Annotated in this window: 22 protein-coding genes; 5 read left to right on the forward strand and 17 right to left on the reverse strand. The window is 66.6% G+C overall.

The window, feature by feature from the left end; genetic code table 11:
• Window positions 1–95: 95 nt before the first annotated feature.
• A complete protein-coding gene (mscL, locus tag GONAM_RS15680; RefSeq protein ID WP_006867739.1) occupies window positions 96–932 on the forward strand; it encodes a large conductance mechanosensitive channel protein MscL in 837 nt (278 codons plus the stop codon).
• Window positions 933–1,342: 410 nt separating this feature from the next.
• Here the strand turns inward: mscL and GONAM_RS15685 are convergent, their stop codons facing one another.
• The 7 genes from GONAM_RS15685 to GONAM_RS15710 form a co-directional block, all read right to left on the reverse strand.
• Entirely contained in the window at window positions 1,343–2,011 is a 669-nt protein-coding gene (locus tag GONAM_RS15685; RefSeq protein ID WP_006867740.1) for an MspA family porin, read from the reverse strand.
• Window positions 2,012–2,081: 70 nt separating this feature from the next.
• Window positions 2,082–2,726 (reverse strand): MspA family porin, encoded by a 645-nt coding sequence (locus GONAM_RS15690; RefSeq protein ID WP_006867741.1) that lies wholly within the window; start codon window positions 2,724–2,726, stop codon window positions 2,082–2,084.
• A 391-nt stretch (window positions 2,727–3,117) separates the two neighbouring features.
• Window positions 3,118–3,285 (reverse strand): hypothetical protein, encoded by a 168-nt coding sequence (locus GONAM_RS22785; protein WP_174310941.1) that lies wholly within the window; start codon window positions 3,283–3,285, stop codon window positions 3,118–3,120.
• 132 nt (window positions 3,286–3,417) lie between these two features.
• Window positions 3,418–4,086, reverse strand: a complete 669-nt coding sequence (locus tag GONAM_RS15695) for a MogA/MoaB family molybdenum cofactor biosynthesis protein (protein WP_006867743.1) — start codon at window positions 4,084–4,086, stop codon at window positions 3,418–3,420.
• Window positions 4,087–4,177: 91 nt separating this feature from the next.
• Window positions 4,178–5,620: a S1C family serine protease gene (locus GONAM_RS15700; protein WP_006867744.1), complete on the reverse strand. Its 1,443-nt coding sequence runs from the start codon at window positions 5,618–5,620 to the stop codon at window positions 4,178–4,180.
• 172 nt (window positions 5,621–5,792) lie between these two features.
• Complete coding sequence (locus GONAM_RS15705; RefSeq protein ID WP_006867745.1) at window positions 5,793–7,289, reverse strand: HAMP domain-containing sensor histidine kinase; 1,497 nt, start codon at window positions 7,287–7,289, stop codon at window positions 5,793–5,795.
• Window positions 7,289–7,975, reverse strand: a complete 687-nt coding sequence (locus tag GONAM_RS15710) for a response regulator transcription factor (RefSeq protein ID WP_006867746.1) — start codon at window positions 7,973–7,975, stop codon at window positions 7,289–7,291. The genes GONAM_RS15705 and GONAM_RS15710 overlap by 1 nt, the downstream gene beginning before the upstream one ends.
• A gap of 255 nt (window positions 7,976–8,230) precedes the next feature.
• Between GONAM_RS15710 and GONAM_RS15715 the strand changes: the two genes are divergently transcribed.
• Together GONAM_RS15715 and GONAM_RS15720 are read left to right on the forward strand one after the other, a co-directional pair.
• Entirely contained in the window at window positions 8,231–12,319 is a 4,089-nt protein-coding gene (locus tag GONAM_RS15715) for a bifunctional nitrate reductase/sulfite reductase flavoprotein subunit alpha (RefSeq protein ID WP_006867747.1), read from the forward strand.
• Between the two features lie 296 nt (window positions 12,320–12,615).
• A complete protein-coding gene (locus GONAM_RS15720) occupies window positions 12,616–12,921 on the forward strand; it encodes a GIY-YIG nuclease family protein (RefSeq protein WP_006867748.1) in 306 nt (101 codons plus the stop codon).
• Between the two features lie 120 nt (window positions 12,922–13,041).
• Here GONAM_RS15720 and GONAM_RS15725 read toward each other — a convergent pair whose 3' ends face one another.
• The 6 genes from GONAM_RS15725 to GONAM_RS15750 form a co-directional block, all read right to left on the reverse strand.
• A complete protein-coding gene (locus tag GONAM_RS15725) occupies window positions 13,042–13,365 on the reverse strand; it encodes a Rieske (2Fe-2S) protein (protein WP_006867749.1) in 324 nt (107 codons plus the stop codon).
• Window positions 13,362–15,857, reverse strand: a complete 2,496-nt coding sequence (gene nirB / locus GONAM_RS15730; protein ID WP_006867750.1) for a nitrite reductase large subunit NirB — start codon at window positions 15,855–15,857, stop codon at window positions 13,362–13,364. Before nirB ends, GONAM_RS15725 begins: the two co-directional genes overlap by 4 nt.
• Entirely contained in the window at window positions 15,857–16,204 is a 348-nt protein-coding gene (locus GONAM_RS15735; protein WP_006867751.1) for a hypothetical protein, read from the reverse strand. Before GONAM_RS15735 ends, nirB begins: the two co-directional genes overlap by 1 nt.
• A gap of 110 nt (window positions 16,205–16,314) precedes the next feature.
• Window positions 16,315–16,665, reverse strand: coding sequence for a DUF2834 domain-containing protein (locus GONAM_RS15740; RefSeq protein ID WP_006867752.1), 351 nt, complete (start codon window positions 16,663–16,665; stop codon window positions 16,315–16,317).
• Between the two features lie 59 nt (window positions 16,666–16,724).
• Entirely contained in the window at window positions 16,725–18,341 is a 1,617-nt protein-coding gene (locus GONAM_RS15745; protein WP_006867753.1) for a 4Fe-4S binding protein, read from the reverse strand.
• On the reverse strand, window positions 18,341–19,264 hold the full coding sequence (locus tag GONAM_RS15750) for an AurF N-oxygenase family protein (protein ID WP_006867754.1): 924 nt from the start codon (window positions 19,262–19,264) through the stop codon (window positions 18,341–18,343). Before GONAM_RS15750 ends, GONAM_RS15745 begins: the two co-directional genes overlap by 1 nt.
• 192 nt (window positions 19,265–19,456) lie before the next feature.
• On the opposite strand from GONAM_RS15750, the gene GONAM_RS15755 reads away from it, so the two are divergent.
• Together GONAM_RS15755 and GONAM_RS23105 are read left to right on the forward strand one after the other, a co-directional pair.
• A complete protein-coding gene (locus GONAM_RS15755; RefSeq protein WP_006867755.1) occupies window positions 19,457–20,227 on the forward strand; it encodes an SDR family oxidoreductase in 771 nt (256 codons plus the stop codon).
• A 48-nt stretch (window positions 20,228–20,275) separates the two neighbouring features.
• Complete coding sequence (locus GONAM_RS23105) at window positions 20,276–20,344, forward strand: PEP-CTERM sorting domain-containing protein (protein ID WP_083876433.1); 69 nt, start codon at window positions 20,276–20,278, stop codon at window positions 20,342–20,344.
• Here GONAM_RS23105 and GONAM_RS15760 read toward each other — a convergent pair.
• The 4 genes from GONAM_RS15760 to GONAM_RS22965 form a co-directional block, all read right to left on the reverse strand.
• Window positions 20,313–21,236: a type IV toxin-antitoxin system AbiEi family antitoxin gene (locus GONAM_RS15760; protein ID WP_006867756.1), complete on the reverse strand. Its 924-nt coding sequence runs from the start codon at window positions 21,234–21,236 to the stop codon at window positions 20,313–20,315. The two genes, GONAM_RS23105 and GONAM_RS15760, sit on opposite strands and share 32 nt — an antisense overlap.
• 120 nt (window positions 21,237–21,356) lie before the next feature.
• Window positions 21,357–21,965 carry a trimeric intracellular cation channel family protein gene (locus GONAM_RS15765; protein WP_006867757.1) on the reverse strand — a complete coding sequence of 203 codons (609 nt, stop codon included), beginning with the start codon at window positions 21,963–21,965 and terminating at the stop codon, window positions 21,357–21,359.
• A gap of 124 nt (window positions 21,966–22,089) precedes the next feature.
• Window positions 22,090–22,263 carry a 50S ribosomal protein L32 gene (rpmF, locus tag GONAM_RS15770; protein ID WP_005193867.1) on the reverse strand — a complete coding sequence of 58 codons (174 nt, stop codon included), beginning with the start codon at window positions 22,261–22,263 and terminating at the stop codon, window positions 22,090–22,092.
• Window positions 22,264–22,440: 177 nt separating this feature from the next.
• The coding region (locus tag GONAM_RS22965) for a DUF4190 domain-containing protein (RefSeq protein ID WP_006867758.1) at window positions 22,441–22,878 on the reverse strand (438 nt) is incomplete at its 5' end.

The raw sequence follows: 22,878 nt of genomic DNA on the forward strand, positions 1-22,878 counted from the left end.
GGGTAGTACGAGTTCGCACAGCAAATGTCGGATTTGCACCGACTGAGACCGAATCACCGAAACAAGAGCGGAAGACCAAGGAGAGGCCGCACACCGTGCTCAAGGGATTCAAGGACTTCATACTCAAGGGCAATGTCGTCGAACTGGCTACCGCAGTCATCGTCGGTGCGGCCTTCACCGCGATCGTGACCGCGTTCACCGACGGCATCGTCCAGCCGATCATCAACGCGATCCCGGTCGGCTCGGATGCCGCTCAGGGACTCGGCTTCCAGATCACCGACAACAGCTCGACATTCGTCGACATCGGCAGCGTGATCACCGCGGTCATCAACTTCCTGATCATCGCGGCGGTCGTGTACTTCATCATCATCCTGCCGTACAACAAGCTCGCAGAGCTGGGCGGCTTCGGCAAGAAGGCCGAGGTCACCGAGGTCGCGCTGCTGACCGAGATCCGCGATCTGCTCGACCCCGAGGGGACATCGAAGGCCAAGGCCGAGGCGGAGAGCGATCTCCCGCCGCACCTGTCCGAGCCGGCTGCGCCGGCCGGCGAGGCATACGCACCCCAGTCGGGTCCGCTCGCGCCGTACGAGTCGCCGTCGGGTGCCGGTACCACGCAGCGCATCTCGGCTCCCCCACAGTCGGGCCAGCCGTCCCAGCAGGGCTCGTCGCATCAGGGCCCCTCGCAGTCGGGACCGCAGGCGTCGCCGCTGTACGGCTCCCCGCAGGGCCAGCCCGGCGGCCCGGGAGGCCAGCCGTACCCGACACCGCAGCCGGCTCCGGGCAACTACCCGCCGCCCGGTAACTACCCGCCTCCGGGCAACTACCCTCCCCCCGGCTCCCAGTACCCGGGCGAGCAGTACCCCGGCGAGCAGTACCCGGGCGAGCAGTTCCCGGGTGACGGTCCGGACGCTCCGGGACGCCACTCGCGCTGACCCTCACACCGACAGAGCCCCTGCCTCATCATCGAGGCGGGGGCTCTGTCGTTGGTCCAGTAGATGCGGAAGGTCGTGGCGGACAGGCTCTTTCAGGTGGGGTCGGACCGTGGGTCCCAGTCAGCCCCTCGCACAATCCGATTCGCCGACGTCGGGTCCGGAAGCGATGCGCATGCGCTCACTCCCCTTGAATGCTTGAGGACGTCCCGGTGGCCCTACGCGACCAACTGACTTCATTTCCGACCGTCAGACTTCGGCCGAGGTCTCTGCGTCGGATCTGAGGTCCAGCGGCGCAGCAACGCATCGACGACGAACATCCTCGAACTTCTGCCTCACACAAACACCGCGGGGTGGGAATCCGAAATCGGATTCCCACCCCGCGGTGGAATTGCTGTGTGTCAGCGAGTCGATCAGCCGATGCTGAACGGCTTGCCGTACAGGGTGATGACACCCTTCACGGCATCGGTGCTGACGGTGACCTTCACCTTGGCCTTGGCCGAGGCGTAGCCCGCGCAACCGTCCATGCCGAACTTCTCCTGGCTGTAGACGACGCCGCCGGTCTTGCCCTTGAAGGAGTACGAGTTGACGGTGTAGTCGGTGTACGACTTGTCGGTACCCGAGGTGGTGTCGATGATCGGGAAGTAGCTGGCCTGGCCCGGTCCGAGGGTGAAGCCTGCGCCTGCCTCGCCACCCGGCGTGACGGTGCCCGAGCCGTCGAACGGGTTGCCGCTCAGGCCCGTGCCACCCTCGGCACTGGCGCCGAAGTTGACCTGGCAGCCGACCAGGTAACCGGCGTTGACCGAGCCGCCTGCAGCCTTGCCGCCGACGGTGACCTTGATCTTGCCCGAGACCCACACCTCACGGCTGGTCTGAACGTTGGTGACGGCGCGCTGGACGTTGACGTACTCGTCGAAGAGCTGGACGGTGACGGGGGTGCCGTCGACCAGGGTCCGGGTGACGGTGCCGCCCGGCAGCGGACCGGCGGTGGCGCCACCAGCAGCCAAGCTGGTCAGCCCCATCGCGACGGCGCCGGTGAGACCGGCAGCCGCAACCACGCGACGCGTGATGTTCTTCTTCATGATTCCCCTTCGTGGAATATCAATCTGCGCTGGGCAGATAAGTCAGGAAGTGCTAGTTATCTGCGCCGCGTCAGTTGAGGCTGAAGGGCTGGCCGTACAGGGTCGACTGGATGAGGGAGCCCTCACCGCTGACGGTGCCGTCGTCGGTGCTGTAACCCTTGGCGCCGATCACCTTGGTGATGGTGCGAGCCGAGGCGAAACCACCGCACTGCTGGACCGAGATCTCGAACTGCGAGAGCTGGATCGCGGCCTGGCCGTTGTCGGCGAGGTCCTTGTCGGTCACGTCGACGACGGCGACCTGACCCGGCGACAGCGGGATGCTGAGAGCGCCCGATGCGTTCATGCCACCGGTGATGTCGATGCCGGCACCGATCGAGCCGGACAGACCGGTGATGTCGACCTGGCAGCCGACGAGCAGTTTGACGGCGAGGTTGCCGGAGACACCCTTGCTGGCCTTGGCCTGGTACACACCGGAAACGACTGCGGAGCGGCCCGCACCGTTGTTGGCGACCGACGGGGCCGGGAGTGCGAACTCACCGGTGCGCCACGTCTGGATGGATTCGCCGTCGATGCCCGAGGCCTTCTTGTATCCGTTGGCCAGCTTTCCTGCTGCCGCATCACCGGCGCCCATGCCGGCCAGGCCCACGACCGCGGCCGAGGCGATCGCGACGGCGCCCGCGGCGCGGCGCAGCCCAAGCTTGCTGAACTTGCTCATTCGTTCCCTCTCACAGGATTCGGCTGTTACCCCGCGGAATGTATTCACACCCGCAAGTCATGACCCTCGACGTCGATGGTTTCCACACAGTAACCACTAAGCATGCTTTTACGCATGTCTCAGCGGACGTTAAGAATCCATCGAATTCCTGGTCACTGCTGCGTTGTCAGTCGCGACAGATCGCAGGACTTCCCTCAGCCCCCGACACTGGGGCGCCGAGCGTTGTCGTCGCGAACGTTATCGGAGCGGTCTCAGAACGGGCAACAGCTGGACTCAGCCGTGTCACAAAGGAGACTCGCAGCATCACAAATGCCGAATACGCGATCTATCGCCGGAGCAAAGTTAACGACAGATAAACACCCTGATGCGGCTATGTGCGGGTTCTCGCATCTCACTCGTAATGAGGCGGTCGCTGGGCCTCGAACCAATCCTGAGAGTGGCCTTTGTGATCTTCGCCACACTCATCCTTGGTGATCTCCGGCAGGTCGTCCCCGAATACGGAATCGAGCTTCGCACGCCGGGCAGCACGACGAGCAGCAGCGTCATCGCTGCTGCTCATCGAAGGTTTTCCGTTGTCGTCTCGGTCACCCGTCATCGAAGAGAACGTCCTATTTCCAGTCGGTCGATCGTCCTTGTCGGCGCCGAGGTGTCCAGCGCTGCTCTCGTTTCCCGCCGGCGAAGCGGCAGGTTCTCAGAACTCGCTGATCGACTCGATCACGTACTTCGCGAGCGGGGCGGCCGTCGCCATTCCGTCGCGCACCGCGGCGCGGGAATTGGCCAAATTGACGACCAGGGTCTGCCCGGAGATTCCGGCCAGCCCGCGCGAAAGTCCACCGTCGGTCGCTCCGGCGGCGAGTCCGGAACTACGGATCGCTTCCTCGATGCCGCGAAGCCGGCGGTCGAGCAGCGGTTCGGTGGCCTCCGGGGTGACGTCGCGGGCGCCGACGCCCACGCCGCCCACCGACACCACCAGATCGACGCCACCGATCACGGCGGTGTTCAGAGCGTTCCGGATCTCCACCTCGTCGCCGGAGACGACGACGGCGGCGTCCACATGGAATCCCGCCTCGGCGAGGAGTTCGCCGACGAGCGGGCCGAGCAGGCGCTGGTCCTCACCGTGTGCGGCCTCGTCGTCGACGACGACGACCAGTGCCCGGCCGATCTCCTCGCCCTGCGGGCGGTGCGCGGCCTGCTCGTGGCGCGCGACGAACTCGCGCGCCGCGGCGTCGGCGGCGACCACATCGGCCGGATCGACCTGACCCGGATCACCTGCGAGACGGACGTCCAGTGACTGCCCTTCCTCTACGGTGTCGCCGGAGATGGCGGTGCTTCCGGGAACGGTGGATCCGGCGTCAGACATGGCAGGCCCTTTCTCTCTCGTCTCGGACCGTCCGATGGACGGTCGTGCGGGGCTGTGTGGTTGTGCTTGGTCGCGGCGGTGGCGCCGCGTGTCACTTCACCTCGAGTGTGCCCAGCTTGACCTGTGCGGTCTTGCTGTTCCCGCCGTCGGTGTAGGTCACCGTGACCGTGTCCCCCGGTGCATGTGACCGGATGGCCGCCACCAGCGCGTCTCCCGACGCGATCGGACGGTCGTCGACCTTGGTGATGACCGCGTTCCTCGGGATACCCGCGCCCGCCGCAGGTCCGCCCGGCGTCACATCGGTGACGACGGCGCCGGGCGCGTCGGAGTCACCACTCGGGCGAACGGAGACACCGATGTTGGCGTGCCTGGCCTTGCCCGTGGACTCGAGTTCCTTGGCCACGCGGATCGCCTGGTCGATGGGAATCGCGAACCCGAGTCCGATGCTGCCACCGGCCTGTTGCTCGCCTCCACCGAGGGTGGCGATGGCGGTGTTGATGCCGATCAGCGCTCCCCTGGCGTTCACCAGCGCACCGCCCGAGTTACCGGGGTTGATCGCGGCGTCGGTCTGGATGGCGTCGATCACCGAGGTGGTGTTGGTGCCGGGATCACGGGAGGTCAGGACCGGTCGGTTGAGGGCGCTGATGATGCCCGTGGTGACCGTTCCGGCGAGTCCGAGGGGCGAGCCGATGGCGATGACGTCCTGCCCGACCGCCAGGTTGTTCGAGTTGCCGACGGTGACCGGGGTCAGATCGTTCCGGTCGACCTTGATGACGGCGATGTCGGAGATCGGGTCGGCGCCGAGCACTCGAGCCGATGCGCGCGAACCGTCGGAGAAGTTGACCGCGACCTTGGCGGCGGGGCCGTTGCCGCCGGCGCTCACGACGTGGTTGTTGGTCATGATGACGCCGTCTTCGCTGAGGACGACACCCGATCCCGAGCCCATGGCGCCGGCCGAGGCGACCTCGATGGAGACGACCGACGGGAGCACCCGGGAGGCCACCTCCTGGACCGAGCCGGCCGGGGCCTCGACGGGCTTGTTGTTGCCGTTCGCGTTGGGGTCGCCGCCGAGGGGACCACTGCTCGTGCTGATCGACGACCCGCCGGAGCCGTCGGCCAGCGTGTAGCCGATCGCGCCGCCCGCACCGCCGGCGACCAGAGCCACCACCAGGGCGCCCGCGCCGAGTGCGGCCAGGCGTCCGCCGCCACCCTTCTTCGGGCTCTGCGGCGGCAGTTCGCCGCCGGGGCCGCCGAACGCGGGCCGCGCACCCGACTGCGGTCCGAACGCGGCCGGACCGGGCTGCGAGTAGGCGCCCGCGCCGGGACCGCTGTAGGGGCCCTGCGACGGAAGAGGGCTGGTTCCCGGGTTGCCGTACACCGACGTGGGTGCGTTGTTGCCGCCGTAACCGGGCTGGCCGCCCTGCGCGGGGAACGCTCCCGAGGCCGGGCCCTGGTGGGCCTGCTGGCCCGCCTCGTGCTGCCCCGGCCGGCCACCTCCGTACGGACCGCCACCTTGCGAACCGCCAGTCGTCATCTGCGTCTCTTCCTCGTCGTCTGACCGGCACCGTGCCGGCACGCTTCGTTTCCGTGCAGCGCCTTCGGTCAACCCTAGGGGATCGATCAGCAGGTCACATCGGGTAACCACACAGCTGTCGGCGATGTGGCCGACGGCCGTCAGTGACCCGCCGGTGTACGGCGCTTCACCCTTACTGACGAATCACTTGCGGAGATGGTTCCGCGGGAGTTGCCCGACCCGGCAAAGTCATCCGGATGAGTGCACCGCCGCGCGGCGACGTGTCGGCGACGACCGTCCCGCCGTGACGTTCGACGACCTGCCGCACGATCGCCAGTCCGAGACCGGAACCCGGCATCGACCGCGACTGCGTCGAACGATAGAAGCGTTCGAAGACGAGACCGCGGTCCTCCTCGGGGATTCCGGGGCCGGAGTCGGCGACGGTCAGCTGCGCGGTGGACATCCCCGTCTGTGTCAGCGCGACGGCCACCGAGGTGCCCGGCGGACTCCACTTCGCCGCGTTGTCCAGCACATTCAGCACCGCGCGGGACAGTCCGTGCTGTTCGCCGAAGATGTACCAGGGCGCCACGTCGAGTTCGAACTCGACGTCGTTGCGGCGGCGTCGAACACGCTCGAGGGCCTGCTCGACGATCTCGGCGAGGTCGACCTCCTCGTAGACCACCTCGGGCGCGTCCTCCCGGGCCAGGTCGACGAGATCGCCCACCAGCGTCGACAATTCCTCGATCTGGGCCATCACGTCGGCACGCAGGTCGACCATGTCCTGTTCGGGCACGGCCGGTGCGCCCGGCCGGCTCGCCGCGATCAGCAGTTCGAGGTTGGTACGCAAGGAGGTCAACGGGGTTCGCAGTTCGTGCCCGGCGTCGGCGACGAGCCGCGCCTGCCGGTCCCGGGATTCGGCGAGCGCCCTGAGCATCGCGTTGAAACTCGCGGTGAGGTTGGCCAATTCGTCGTTGCCGGTCACCGGGATGGGGGTCAGGTCGTTCGTTCGCGCGACCCGTTCGACGGCCCGGTTGAGCCGGGCCACCGGTCTCAGCCCCGCCCGTCCGACCGTCGTACCGGCCAGAGCCGCCAAAGCCACTCCGCCGCAACCGACCACGAGCAGCACCCAGGCCAGGCGTTTGAGCACGCGGTCGGTCTGGATCAGACTCTGCGCCAGGACGAGGGTGTTGCCGTCGTCGAGTTTGCGCGTCAGCACCCGTTGGTTGCGGGTGGTGCGCAAACTCTGCGGATTGGTTCCGGGAACCAGTGGCGCGCGGATGATCTCACGTTCGGGGTCCTCGAACGGGACCTGCCCGATGAGATATGTCTGGCCACTCGGGGTCACCAAGGCGACCGAGATGTTGGTGGAGAACACGGTTCCTGCGACCAGCTGCTCGGGCTGGCTGCGGAGAACACCCGCACGCGCAAGGGCGGCCATGCCGTCGGCACGACTCTCCAACTGCTGGTCGACCTCGTTGTACATCGCCCGGTACACGACGAAGTAGGCGGCCGCGGCCATCAGACTGACCGACACCAGCACGACCGTCGCCGACAAGATGGTGACGCGTGAACGTAGGGACACCGCCCGCGTCAGCGGCATCGGCGCCCGCATCTCCTTCTCCCCGGAAGCTCCGGAGCCGCCGGTGAGGACGCGCGTGAGCTGACCGCGCAAGCGCGAGAACGACGCCACTAGGGTGGGGTCTCCCGGAGCACGTATCCGACGCCGCGCACGGTGTGGATGAGTCGCGACTCCCCGTCGGCCTCGGTCTTCCGACGCAGGTAACCGACGTAGACCTCGAGGGCGTTGCCCGAGGTCGGGAAGTCGTATCCCCACACCTCTTCGAGGATGCGGCTGCGGGACAGCACGCGGCGCGGATTGGCCATCAGCATCTCGAGCAGCGCGAACTCGGTACGGGTGAGGCTGATCGACCGCTCGCCACGGGTGACGTCGCGCGTCACCGGATCGAGGGAGAGGTCGGCGAAGGTGAGCGTCTCCGAGTCCGCGTCGTCGTCGGGTGCTGCCCGCCGCAACAGCGCCCGCAGCCGTGCCAGCAACTCTTCGAGCGCGAACGGCTTGGGCAGGTAGTCGTCGGCGCCGGCGTCGAGTCCCGAGACCCGCTCGGAGACGGAGTCACGGGCGGTCAGGACCAGGATCGGCAGGTCGTCACCGGCGGAACGGAGTCGGCGGCACACCTCGAGACCGTCGAGGCGCGGCATCATCACGTCGAGGATGACGACGTCGGGACGATCGGCGAGGATCTTCTCGAGTGCCTCGATGCCGTCGCCCGCGGTCTCGACGCTGTATCCGTTGAAGGTGAGCGACCGTCGCAACGACTCCCGGACCGCCCGGTCGTCGTCTACCACGAGGATGCGCATGGCATACAGTCTTATCCACCTCGGCTGAGATCCGCCTGAGCAACGCCGCAAACGGAACCATCCGGTCTCGGAATTGCTTGCGACCTGCTGTTTTCTCTCCCTTCACACCACCGGCAATCGACTGTGAGATCAAGTTGATAGCCGCGTAACGCCGGCCTTCGGGTTGCGAAACATCCGACTTCGACGCTGGAGAACGTGACCGCCTCCCCCACCACGCACCCCGTCATGTCCCCATCGGCCATGTCGCGGTCGGTGATGTCGCTGTGCGCCTACTGCGGCGTCGGCTGCGGCATGGAGATGCGGCTCGACGAGTCCGGCGGCCTCACCAAGACCGTCGGGCGCGCCGATCACCCCACGAATTTCGGACGGCTGTGCACCAAGGGGTCGACCACCGCAGACATGCTCACCTCCGGCGGCCGGCTCGACGCTCCCCTCGTCCGCGACGACCGGGGCGGTCGGCTGCGTCGCAGCGACCTCGACACCGTCATCACCGAAACCGGGCGAAGGCTGCGGGCCATCGTCGACGAACACGGCCCCGATGCCGTTGCGCTGTACGTCTCCGGCCAGATGTCCCTCGAGGCGCAGTACCTGTCGAACAAGCTGGCCAAGGGTTTCATCGGCACCAACCAGATCGAGTCGAACTCGCGGTTGTGCATGGCCAGCGCCGGCACCGGATACAAGCTGTCACTGGGTTCCGACGGTCCGCCGGGGTCGTACCAGGACTTCGACCACGCCGACGTCTTCCTGGTCATCGGATCGAACATGGCCGACTGCCACCCCATCCTCTCCCTGCGGATGATGGACCGGGTCAAGGCGGGCGCCAAGCTGATCGTCGTCGACCCGCGACGCACCGCGACCGCGGACAAGGCCGACCTGTTCCTACGGATCGAGTCCGGCACCGACCTCGCCTTCCTGAACGGTCTGCTGCACCTGCTGATCACCGGCGGGCACACCGACGACGAGTTCATCGCGTCGTTCACCGACGGTTTCGAGCAGATGCCGGAGTTCGCGGCACAATATCCGCCGGAGGTCGTCGAATCCATCACCGGCATCGCCGCCGACGACCTGCGCACCGCCGCGACGATGATCGGCGAGGCCGGCAACTGGATGAGCTGCTGGACAATGGGTCTCAACCAGTCGACGCACGGTACCTGGAACACCAACGCACTCGTGAACCTGCACCTCGCCACGGGTGCGATCTGCCGCCTCGGCAGCGGGCCGTTCTCCCTGACCGGTCAGCCGAATGCGATGGGCGGCCGCGAGATGGGTTACATGGGACCGGGATTGCCGGGCCAGCGGTCAGTGCTGTCCGAGGCGGACCGCACGTTCGTGGAGACCGCGTGGGGCATCCCACCCGGCACGCTGCGCACCGACGTCGGCGGCGGCACCATCGACATGTTCCGCAAGATGGCCGACGGCGACATCAAGGCCTGCTGGATCATCTGCACCAATCCCGTTGCCTCGGTGGGCAATCGCAAGACCGTCATCGAGGGGCTCGAACGCGCCGATCTCGTCATCACCCAGGACGCCTTCGCCGAGACGGAGACCAACCAGTACGCCGACGTCGTGCTACCGGCCGCGCTGTGGTCGGAATCAACCGGCATCATGGTGAATTCGGAACGCAACCTCACCCTGTTCGAGCCCGCCCTCGGTGCCCCCGGACAGGCGATCCCGGATTGGGAGATCATTGCGCGCATCGCATCCGAGATGGGGTACGCGAACGCGTTCACCTATTCGAGTGCCGAGGAGATCTTCGACGAGATCAAGCAGTTCGCCAATCCGAACACCGGCTACGACCTGCGGGGCATCACGTACGACGGACTGCGCCGAACCCCGATGCAGTGGCCGTGCCCGCCGTCGTCCGACGGGGCCGACCTTCTCGCCGACGGTGCTCGTAACCCGATCCGGTACCTGAACGACGGCCGGAGTCAGACCCTGCACCGCCTCGAGGACGGAACCGTGCCTCGGCTGGCGTTCCCCACACCCACGCGCCGCGCCCAGTTCTTCGCGCGGCCCCACCTCGACGCCGATGAGCTGCCGGATGACGACTATCCGTTCCTGCTCAACACCGGCCGGTTACCCCACCAGTGGCACACGATGACCAAGACCGGCCGGGTCGCCAAGCTGAACAAACTCAACCCCGAGCCGTTCGTCGAACTCCATCCCGAGGATGCCGAGCGGTTGGGCATCGGGACGAAGGACAAGGTCGAGGTGGCCTCGCGTCGCGGGCGAGCGGTGTTGCCCGCCAAGATCTCCGACCGGGTACGCCCCGGCAACTGCTTCGTGCCCTTCCACTGGAACGACGTCTTCGGCGAGCACCTCTCCATCAACGCCGTGACGTCGGACGCGGTGGACCCGCTCTCGCAGCAGCCCGAGCTGAAGGTGTGCGCCGTGACGTTGACCAAGGTCCCCGGGTCGACGTCGGCGAGCCCACCGGTCGATGGATCGACCGGGTTGGCTGCCGCACTGGGCGTTTCGGAGGTCCCCGTTCCGGAGTTGTCGCCGGCGGAACAGATGTACCTCGCCGGCCTGGCCGCGGGCGTTTCCGCTGGGCCGTCAGGTGTTCCGACGGTGCCTGCCGACGCGCCGCTGCGAGCCGACGTCCGACTGTGGGCGTCGGGTCTGCTGGCCGGCATGTTCTCGCGCACCGATGCCGCAACGCCGGCGGTGCCTCCATCGGATACGAATGACTCGACCAGCACCATCACCGTGCTGTGGGCGTCGCAGATGGGCAACGCGGAGGAGCTGGCCACCGAGACCGCCGAGCGGATGAAGGCGAACGGTCTTCGGGTCGACGCGAAGTCGATGGACGAGGTCGAGGTCGGCGACCTGCGGGGTACTGCACTGTTCGTCACGTCCACCACCGGCGACGGCGATCCGCCGGACAACGGTTCGGCGTTCTGGGATGCGCTGAACGGTGCCGAGGCACCGGACCTCTCCGGCGTCGACTATGCGGTGCTCGCCCTCGGCGACTCGAACTACGACGACTTCTGCGGCCACGGACGTAAACTCGACGAACGGATCGGGGAGCTCGGCGGTCGTCGGATCGTCGACCGGGTCGACTGCGAACCCGACTTCGAGGAGAGGGCGGGGGGCTGGCTCAATGACGTGATCCGCGCGATCAGCATCGGTAACCGTGCGCCGGTTTCCGGCGTGACCGACGAGCGGGTCACCGTCGTCAGCGAACCCGCGGATTCCGCGGCAGCTCCGTCGGTACGCACCGCGCCCGCCTACTCCCGCAAGAAGCCACTGGTCACCTCGCTCGTGCGCAATGTGAAGCTGAATCTCGAAGGCTCGCAGAAGGATGTGCGCAACTTCGGGTTCGCGCTGCCGGCAGACACGCTGACCTACCAAGCCGGAGATGCCCTCGGCGTGTGGCCGTTGAACAATCCGACCCTGATCGAGGAGTTCCTCGACCGGAGCGGGCTCGACGGCGGACGAACGGTGACGGTCGGCGGCGACGACATGCCCCTGCACCAGGCGCTGCGCGAACGGCTCGAGTTCGCGCGGGTCACACCCGACCTCGTCCGATTCATCGGTGAGCGTTCGGGTTCCGACGACCTGAAATCCCTGGTGACGGCGGGCAACAAGGCTGCGTTCAACGACTGGTCCTGGGGTCGGCAATCGGTGGATGTCCTCGCCGAACACCCGATCCACGCCGACGTCGACGAATGGCTCCAGGTCCTCAAACCGCTGGCCCCGCGGTCGTATTCGATCTCATCGAGCCCGCTGGAGAGCCCCGACGAGGTGCAGCTGACCGTGAACGCGGTGCGCTACAACCGATGCGGCGTCCAGCGCGGCGGCGTGTGCTCGACCTTCCTCGCAGACCACGCCGAGGACACCGAGGTCGGGGTCTTCGTCACCTCGACCACGCACTTCCGTCCGCCGGCCGATCCCGACACCCCGATGATCATGATCGGGCCCGGCACCGGCATCGCCCCGTTCCGCGGTTTCCTCCGCGAACGAGAAGCGTTGGGCCACAACGGCAAGAACTGGCTGTTCTTCGGCGAACAGTATTCAGCCACCGACTTCTACTATCGCGACGAGCTGACGACGATGCTCGGTGACGGGCTTCTGACCCGCCTCGACGTCGCCTTCTCCCGCGACCAGGACCGCAAGATCTACGTCCAGGACCGCATGGTCGAACACGGCGAAGAGCTGTACCAGTGGCTGCACGACGGCGCCCACGTCTACGTGTGCGGTGACGCCACCCGGATGGCCAAGGACGTCGACGCGACCCTGAAAGGAATTGTCGCGCAATATGGTCGTCGCTCCCCCGCGAGCGCCGAGGCCTATGTCAAGGCACTCGCCGCCGACAAGCGGTACGTGCGGGACGTCTACTGAGCCCCGGCGCGCTGCCTGAGGTGCGAGGAGCGAAGCGACGAGCCACGAAGGGCTGGTGAGACGACGTCGTCAGCAGCCAACGCTCGCAGTGGGTTGAAAGCACGCATTCCCCTCGCCCCCTGAGGTGCGAGGAACGTAAGCGACAGACCCCTCGCTCCCTGAGGTGCGAGGAGCGAAGCGACGAGCCACGAAGGGCTCGCAACCCAAAGATGCACAGCGACACCACCGTCGCGACAACCATCCACAGCGTCCGGTTAGCGCGCCGATCGGAACAGTGCGGTACCGCAAGATCGCCCATGGCTTGGGTCTATCTCCTCGAGTGCTCCGACGGCTCGTACTACGTGGGCAGCACCCGCGATCTCGCGAAGCGACTCCGCGAACACAACACCACGCAGACCGGGTACACGTCGCAACGACGACCTTTTCGCCTGGCCTGGTCCGCGGAACTCGATCTCGCCGACGCCTACCGAATCGAGCGACGGATTCACGGCTGGTCCCGCGCGAAGAGAAGGGCATCGATCGACGGCGAGATCGACCATCTGAAGGTGATGGCGAAGCGACCGGGTGCGCAGAAACGTCGCGCCTCTGGTGGTGCCACCTGATCCTGGGGTGACGGCGCGGAGTCGAGGTCGCCACCCCTTCGTGGCTCGTCGCTAACGCTCCTCACACCTCAGGGAGCAAGGTCGACTCATTGCTAACGCTCCGCCCAAGCCGCGAAAAACTCAGAGCCAGACGACGATATCGCCGCCGCGTGCCTCGACGCGGTACACCGTCACCGACCCGATGCCCTCCGACGTGCACGCGCCGTCGGCGAAGTCGAAGGCGTACTGGTGGAGCGGGCAGACGATCTTGGCGGCATCGAACTGGCCGTCGGCCAATGGCCCTCCGCGATGCGGGCACACCGCATCGGTGGCGCGTAGCGTGCCGTCCGTCATGCGGAAGACCGCGATCTGCCTGCCGTCCACGACGTAGGCGCGACTCTCACCGAGTTCCAGGTCGGCGACAGCCCCGATGACCACCACTCCGGGTTCGGCGATGCTGGTCATCGGACCGGCACCTGCGGCAACGGGAGCAACGGCAGGGCCGGGGTGAACTGTGCCGGCGACTTCGGTTCGGCGCGATCGAGCCAGGGGTCGACGTAGGCGGCGACGGCCTCGTCGATGCGCTCCTGCAGCCCGGCGACCAGACCGTCACGGTCGTCGACGATGATCGCGCGCAGTTCGTCGATGCCGATGCGCGGTACGAACGCGTACGTCCGCTCGAGCCACTTGCCCTGCTCGCGGTAGTACTGGATGAAGATGCCGCACAACCGGATCACCTCGTCGGGTGAATCCACGGTCGCGAGGAGGTCGCCCTTGCGGATGTGGGCGCCTGCGGCACCGCCGACGTAGATCTCCCACTTGCCCTCGCCGATCGCGACCACACCGAAGTCCTTGCACAACGCCTCGGCACAGTTACGCGGGCAACCGGTCACCGCCAGTTTGAGTTTCGCCGGTGACTCCAGTCCCTGGTAGCGCGTCTCGATGTCGATGCCGAGCTGCGTCGAATCGCCGAGACCGAAACGGCAGTAATCGGTTCCGACGCAGGTCTTCACGGTGCGGAAGGACTTGCCGTAGGCGTACCCCGACGGCATGCCGAGGTCCTCCCACACCTTGGGGAGGTCTTCCTTCTTGACGCCGAGGAGGTCGAGTCGCTGGCCGCCGGTCGCCTTGATCATCGGGATCGAGTACTTGTCCGCGACGTCGGCGATCTTGCGCAACTGCTCCGGTGAGGTCACCCCGCCCTTCATCTGCGGCACCACCGAGAACGTACCGTCGCGCTGGATGTTCGCGTGCACACGGTCGTTGACGAACAACGCACCGGGCTCACGCTTCCAGTCCGATGCCCAGATGATCCGCAGCAGCGAGGCCAGCGGCATCTTCGCGGTCGCGTCCTCCCCTTCTGGGGCCAGCTTCTCGAGGACCTCGCTGACCGACCGCAGGTTCTGCCGGCGGATCGCGTCGATGAGTTCGGGTTTGGTGAGCGGTATCGCGGGGACATACCAGTCTGCCGAGGCGTCGGCGGTCAGGGCGTCGCCGGCCGCATACTCGACGATGTCGGCGACGAGCCCCTTGCACGACCCACATCCCTTGCCCGCCCGAGTCTTCGCGCACACCTCGCCGACGCTCGTGCAGCCCGACGCCACGCAACGCACGATGTCGCCCTTGGTGACCCCGTTGCAGTTGCAGACCTGGACGTCGTCGGCGAGTTCGGCCGCACCGGTTTCCGCGCTCGGCGTACCCATGTCGAACAGCATCGAGATGCGTTCGTCGGGCAGCGGCACCTTCTCGTCGAAGGCCTGGGTGAGGAAGTTGGCCTTGGAGATGTCGCCGAGCAGCATCGCGCCGATCAGCTTGTTGTCGCGGACCACCACGCTCTTGTAGATGCCGCTACGCGGTTCGTAGAACTGGACGAACTCGTCGTCGTCGCGCTCCGGACCCTTGACGCCCATCGCCGCGACGTCGACCCCGGCGACCTTGAGCTTCGTGGTCAACCGCGAACCGTGATACTCGGCTTGGGGATTCGCGCCGGTCAGTACATCGGCCAGCACGACGGCCTGCTCCCACAGCGGCGCGACGAGTCCGTACACCTCACTGCGATGTTGGGCGCACTCCCCCACCGCATAGATGAACGCCTCGTCCTCGCAACGCATCTGATCGTCGACGACGATCCCACGCTCGACGACGAGCCCGGCCCCGCGCGCAATCTCCACGTTCGGCCGGATACCGGCGGTCACCACGATCATGTCGGCCGGCAGCGAATCCCCGTCGGTGAAGCCGACTCCCGCGACCGTCCCGTCGTCGTTGCGCAGCACCGACGTCGTGCGCTTGCCGGTGTGGACGCCCACGCCCAGAGACTCGATCTTGTTGCGCAGCACCCGCCCTCCGCGCTCGTCGAGCTGCTGGTTCATCAGGTGCCCGGGTGAATGCACGACGTCGACGGCCACACCCTGCGTCTGCAGTCCGTACGCGGCTTCGAGGCCGAGCAGGCCGCCGCCGATCACGACGGCGCGCACGTGGTCGCGCGAGGCCGCCATCTGCAGCATGCCGTTGGTGTCCTCGATGGTCCGGAAGCCGAACACACCTCGCGCGAGCTTGCCGTCGGGTTCGCGGAGACCGTCCATGTTCGGGAAGAACGTATGGGAACCGGTCGCGATGAGGAGGACGTCGAAGTCGATGGCCCGTCCCGACGCGCAGGTCACGGTCTTGGCGAAACGGTCGATGGACTCGGCGCGGTCGCCGGCGTAGAGGGTGACACCGTGCTCGCGGTACCAGGCCATCGGGTTGAGCATCAGATCGTCGTCGTCGACGGTGGCTTCACCGGCCAGGACGTGGCTGAGCATGATGCGGTTGTAATTGCCGTACGGTTCGTCGCCGATCATCGTGATGTCGAACAGATCGCCGCCGCCGCGCGTGAGGATCTCCTCGACCGTGCGCGCCCCGGCCATACCGTTCCCGACGACCACCAGGCGTCGTCGTTGCTGCTGGGTGTCCGCCATCAGAAGACGACCATCCCGAAGTCGACCACGACCTCACCGCTCGTGCCCTCGGGGGCCGCGATCACGAGTTCGAGGGTCGCGTCGGGGTCGACGTCCTCGACCACCCGCAACGGCACGTTCACCGACGACCGAGCCCCCATCGGGAACATGCGCATCGGCTGCCCGTCGCGCATCAACGTCACGACGATCAGCTCGTCGGAGCTGTTGCCGCCGCGAAAGTACAACGGCTGCGCCGTCATTCCCGACGGCACCACGAACGTCAACGCCGGGTCGATGGGCCCGGACTTGGCCAGGCCTGATCCCGCGAACGGAAAGACACCCTGCAGGAAGTGCGGAGTACTCGACATGCCGCCACTATCCGCGCGCCGCGTGAAATGCGACTTGCCCCGGTGTTACGGCAGCGTTGTCTGGTTCTCACGGCCGCTCCGCAACCCCGAGAGCAGCGACGATGTCCGATTCAGCGCCGCATCGCGCGTTCCCGGGCCAGGAAGAAGAACGGGATGGCCGTCGCGATCCCGACCCCGAACGTGAGGACCACCGATGCGAACCACCACGGCATGATCCGCAGCCGCTTCGCCTCACCGAACGCCCACAGATGGAAGGCGATCACCACGAACAGCAGGTCGACCATCGCGAAACGGCCCGGCGTCGTCTTCATGATGTCGCCGACGAAGAAGTCCTTCACCGACTCCGGCCCGTTGCGCGCGACGTACGGGATCGCGATCGCGTTCTGTGTGACCAGAGCAGTCACGAACACGGCGAACAGCGAACGCTCGCGCCACTTCTGGTTCATACCCTCGTACGTCATCGCGCCTCCTCCGAGGATGGATCGTGTGTCCCGATGGTGGCACGACGAGGGAATGGTGCTCAGGCCTTTCGCCACCCCGCGGCACCGACCATCTCGGCGACCTGGGTGAACTTCACGCGGGGACGGCCCTGTTCGAGGCCGCGCCGGCGTTCGTGGCGGTCGATGGCGCGCATGCCGCGGTAGCCGATGACGGTCCGCACCCGCTTGCGTACCAGGGCGGTGAACTCACCCTTGCCACGCTCGGTGCGCTGCAAACGGCCCGACGCGGCGTCGGCGATGAAGTCCTCAACGGTTTCGGTGGCGCACTTCTTGTTCGCGCCGATCCCGCCGCTCGGTCCGCGTTTGGCCCAACCCAGCACATAACCGCCGGGCACGATCTCACCCGACTCGTCGACGAGCCTGCCGTCGACGTTGCGGAAGATGCCGCGCTCGTCGTCGAAGGCCAGCCCGGGGATCGGGGTCGAGCGGTATCCGATGGAACGCACGACGAGGTCGGTGGCGACGTGGTGCCGACCCTCGCCGGTCCGGACGGTCACTGCCTGCACCTGCGGATCGCCGACGATCTCTTCCGGGGTGCTGTGGAACAGGAACACGATTCGACGCCGCGACGGGTCGGCGGGTGCGTTCAGCGACGGCACCTGCCCATCAGACCCGTCGAACACCTCGACCTCGACGCCCGGGATCTCCGCCAGCGCACGGTATTCCGCTGCCGTGTAGGCAGCCGACGCCTGATCGCGACGACCCAACAGGACCACTTCGTGGACGTTCTGTTCGCGGAGGATCTCGAGGGCACGGTCGGCGATGTCGGTGGTGGCCAACAACTCCGGCGGCGACACGAGGATGCGTGCGACGTCGAGCGCGACGTTGCCCGTGCCGACGACGACCGCGCGACCCGTCGCCGGATCGTCGGCGGTTCCCCGACGCAGCGGCGGCCCCGCCTCGACACCGGGCACGCCGTTGTACCAGGCAACCAAGTCGGTGGCCGACGTCGAACCCGGCAGGTCCTCGCCCGGAATACCCAGGCGCCGTGACTCGCTGGCGCCCACGGCGTAGAACACGGCGTCGAAATGCTCGGCGAGTTCGGCCGGGGTGATCTCGTCCGGACCGTCGCCGACCGACACGTTGGTCAGCATGGTGACGCGGGGGTCGCGGTAGAGCAGGTCGAAGCCGCGGAGCACACCCTTGGTGCCGGGATGATCGGGCGCCACACCAGCACGAACCAGTCCGCCCGGCGTCGGCAGCTTGTCGATGACGGTGACGGTTGCCTCGGTCCGGTCGAGTAGTGTTCGCAGCGCGTATCCGCCCGACGGCCCGGTCCCGACCAGCGCAACACGCAGGCCGGCAGGCAATTTCGGGATGTCCGGGTAGATGACGCCCGCCGACTCGTCGTCGGTCGGTGCGACCCAGCCGGACCGGACGTCGGGGTTGCGCTTGTAGTAATCGGCGTTGATATCGATGAACACCTTGTCGCGCGTGCCGAGCTTGTCCGCGGGATAGATCGCGTCGACGGGGCATGCATCGGCGCAGGCACCGCAGTCGATGCAGGCCTCCGGATCGATGTGCAGGATGTCCGAGCTGCCGAAGCCGCGTTCCTCAGGGGTGGGGTGGATGCAGTTGACCGGGCACACGGACACGCATGCCGCGTCGCTGCAACATGATTGGGTGATGACGAACATCAGAGCATGTGCGCTTTCCGGTAGTACCGCATGGCGGGCTTGGTGAGCAGTCCGACCTCGTCGAGGAACTCCATGAGGTGGACGCAGCTCGAGCGGATCATCGAATGGAAGTGCGAGTTGTGCCGCATCTCGCGGACGGCACGGTCGGCGTCGAGGCCGGCATCGGCAAATGCCTTGCGCTGCACCAGACTCGTGACGATGTAGTACGCGCCGATGGACACCGCCAGAGCGCTGAACTGGCGTCGTGCCCAGCTCACGCCTTCCAGCGACTCACGCACCTCTTCACGCGCGAACTTCATGTGGCGCGATTCCTCGAGGACGTGGATCTCGTTGACCGTCCGGATGAAGTCGAGTACGCGGTCGTCGCGCATGCAGCCGCGCTGGAAGACGTCCAGAACTTCTTCGGCGACGAGAATCCCGGCGTAGGCGACCTCGTTCTTCGCGGTCTGCATGAAGATCTTGCCGAGGCGGGCGACCTTCTTCGAGGGCCGGTAGGAGGTGCCGACCATCTTCTCCGACGCCTTGGCGAACATCAGCGAGTGCCGGCACTCGTCGGCGACCTCGGTGAGCGCGAACTGGAACTCGGCCCCGTGGTAGTCACCGAGGTACTGATCGCGGATGACCATCTCCTGCAGGATCATCTCGAACCAGATGCCGATGTTCATGATCGAGGCGAACTCGTGGCGGGTGACCGAGATCCGCTGCTCCTCGGTCAGTTCGTCCCAGTAGTCGGTGCCGTACAGCGACGACCACTCCGGGCTGCACCCGTACTTGGTCGGGTCCATCGGCTTCGACCAGTCGATCTCGGTCATCGCGTTCCGGGACAGGCGGGCGGCCGACGCCATGAGACGTGCGGAAACCTCCTCGGTGCCCTGGTCACGCATGCTGATGACGTTCTCGGTTCGTTCCATCGCGGCAGTCATGCGAACTCGCCTTCCGGTCGTCGTCGACCATGACAATGATCGATGTAATGACAATGTGTGTTGTCAAGATAGCACCGCAGTGTGACGCAGTAAACGGATCGATGAATATACTGACGAGTAAGTTCGATGCACGACGCGGTTGTCGCAGGTCAGCGCCGTCGATGCCGTCACCGATCAACCATGGGGGTTCGCATGTCATCCATCTTCATCACCGGCGGAGCAGCCGGGATCGGCCTCGCCACCGCCGAGCGGTTCGACCGCGAGGGATGGACGATCGGCGTCTACGACGTCGATGCCGACGCTCTCGCGAAGGTGAAGGCCGACCACCCCGACTGGATCACCGGCACCCTCGACGTCCGCGAACCGGAACAGTGGGCCGATGCTCTCGCCGAGTTCACCTCCCACACCGGCGGCACGCTCGACGTCCTCGACAACAACGCCGGCATCCTGCACGAGGGCAAGATCAACGACATCACACCCGAGCAGATCAAGCGCCAGATCGACATCGACGCACTCGGTGTCGCCCTGGGCGCGCAGGCCGCCTACCCGTATCTGAAGAAGACCCCAGGTGCGCATCTGGTGAACATCGCATCTGCGTCGGCGATCTACGGACAGCCCGGTATCGCCGTCTACTCGGCCACCAAGTTCTTCGTCGGCGGGTTCACCGAGGCCCTCGAACTCGAGTGGGAGCACGACGACATCCGCGCCGTCAGCATCTGGCCGCTGTGGGCCAAGACCGCGCTGGCCACCGGCGGCGCCAAGTCCACCAAGACCCTGGGCATCCGCATCACCCCCGAGCAGGTCGCCGACAAGGTCTGGGAATCCGTGCACCCCACCCGCCAGGACAAGCTGCTGCACCGCACCAGCTACTCCGTCGGCGCCCAGACCCTCTTCCTCGGTAACGCCGCGAAGTTCATCCCGAACTTTCTGAACCGGACCGTCAACAAGTTCATCGCGCAGTAGCCTCCTCCGCAAACCCACCCCTTTTCGCCAAACCCAGCACCCCCGTCGGTGGTGGGTTTGGCGATCGGTGGTGGGTTTGCGGGGTTCAGGCAACGCCGGCCGCGCGAAGCGCCTTGACCAGCGTCGCGTGGAAACGGGCCTCGTCGCGCAGGTCCTTCCACGTCCAACGGACGACCGTATAACCCTGCGCCCGAAGCTTGTCCTCGCGGATCTTCTCGTCGACGACGGTCTGCCAGGCCGGCTTCCCGTCGAAGGTTCCGTTGTACTTGACCAGTCCGTCGAACTCACCGATCACCTTGTCCGCCAGCAGGAAATCGACACGTGCGATGAACTCGCCGCGATCGTCGACGATCCGCACTTGCTGTTGCGGAACGGGCAGATCCGAGAAGTCGAGCATCACTGCGCGACTGAGGGATTCGCCGACACTCTCGGACAGCGCGTTTGCATGCGGCAACATCCGGCGCAGCATCTCGACGCCCTTGAAGCGCCGGCATGACTCGAGGATCGCCTGCATCCGTTCGGCGTCGGCCTTCATCCGGAGTGCGGCATCGAGCACGACGAGTGCTTGACGGCTGGTCCCGAGACGCGCGACATCGCAGGCTGTTCGTTCGATCGAGGTGACGGTCACGCCGTCGACGACCTCGACGTCCCCGGGGTCCACCACGCCCTGGTGTCGGATGACGCGCGCACTCAGTTTGCCGACCTTTGGCGACGTCACGTGGACGCGAGTCAGGTCGGGCCACAGCAGGGGCAAGCGATGCATCGCGGCCGCCGACACATGGCTGAAGATGCGATTCGGGTCGCCGGCCTTCGCCGCCGCAATGACCGTGAGCCGATGCTTCTCTACATCGTCCAGCTGCTCGACGGCGGCGAAGTCGGCCATTGCGCCCGGCCACAGCCGGTGCAGCTCTTTGGACGCGACCTTCCCGCGAAGCACCTTGTCAGAGGTGTGGGTGCCGACGATGCTCGCGCGGCGAGCCAGTCCGAACTGATCGGTGGGTATCTCCATACGTATTCAGACGCACGGCGAGTCCGTCTGGACCCATCGTCTGCAAACCCACCAGAGATGGACAAACCCAGCACCCCAGCGGGTGGTGGGTTTGGCGAAAAGGGGTGGGTTTGCGGAGGGTCAGTTCCGGGCGGTCGGGAGACGCCAGCCGAACTTCAGGCCGAGCAGGCGCAGGCCGGTGGCAAGGATCGATCCGACGGTCAGCCAGACCCACTGGGGCACCGGGGTGTGATACGAGCCGACCGCGACGATCGTGGCGCCGAGCAGGGCCGGGATCGCGTAGAGGTCGGCGGGCTGGAGGAGCAGTGGGATCTCGTTGGAGATCACGTCACGCAGGACACCTCCGCCGATCGCGGTCATGAGCCCGACGGCGGTCGCGGCGAAGGAACTCACGCCGACGTCGACCGCGATCGACGCACCGGTCGCGGCGAACAGACCCATGCCGAAGGCGTCGAGGACGAGAATCGACTTGCGGAGTTTGGTGAACGCGGGGTGGAAGGCGAAGACGAGCAGGCTGGCGATCGTGGCGGTCAGCGCGTTGCCGTAGTTCTCGACCGAAGTGGGCGGGTTGATGCCGAGTAGCACGTCACGCAAGACGCCACCTCCGACACCGGTGAGCACTCCGACGGTGACGATGCCCCACATGTCGAAGTCCTTTCGGACGCCGACCATCGCACCCGAGGCCGCGAACACCGCGATACCCGCGAAGTTCAGGACGTCGAGAAGCACCTTCCACTCCTCTCACGACCCGGGCACCACGACCCCCGCTGACACACACGAATGGCCGCCCCCGGGTTACCGGGGACGGCCGTCCATGTGAAAATCGCGGTGCCGAGGCGGCAACCGGAAAAGGCTAGCGACGATCCAGATCGATGATGCCCGCGCGAGCGGCCTTCACGAGTCGACGCGGAATCCGCACGGGGACGCCGTTGACCTTTTCTTCCTGCAGTGCGGGGTTTTCCGCCTTCCACTGCGAACGACGGCTACGGGTGTTCGCCCGCGACATCCGGCGCTTCGGTACAGCCATGGTTGAGCCCTTCTCCTACGTGGTCTGCGTGGCCGTTGGCAACGCAGAGCGTCACCGATCGACCCGAGTCAGTGCGCCAATCGGCCCCCGCGGGCGCGGCACACAACCCGACCAGACTACCTGGCGAGACCGCCCAGCTCCAAAATGGCGGTCGACGGCCACGGTTCGCAGTCTGCGTCAGATGTATGACCAGGGACTTTCGACCCCGGTGAACAGTACGACCAGCCAGTACGCCACCCACACGACGACGATGAACAAGCCGATGACGATGGCGGTCAGCGCGAGGCCATCGCCGGTCTGCCTGCCGCCCGACGCCGCGATCTGTTTGCGCGCCACGACGCCCAGCACGAGCCCGATCAGACCACCGATGCCGATGCACACGAGACCGAGCAGCGAGGCGACCAGCGCCGCCACCGCGAGAGTGTTGGTCTTCGGGGTCCCGTCGGCCTGACTCTCACCGTAGGGATTGTCGACGGCGTGCTGCTCCCCCGCCGGCGACTGGGCGTGTGGCTGCTGTCCGTATGACTGGTAGCCCGGCGGCGTACCGTACCCGGGCCGGCCCTGCGGTCCGGGCCCCGGCTGCCCGGGTCCCGGCTGGCCGTAGCCCGACGGTCC

The sequence above is a fragment of the Gordonia namibiensis NBRC 108229 genome, assembly GCF_000298235.1.
In the GTDB taxonomy this organism is placed as follows: Bacteria; Actinomycetota; Actinomycetes; order Mycobacteriales; family Mycobacteriaceae; genus Gordonia; species Gordonia namibiensis.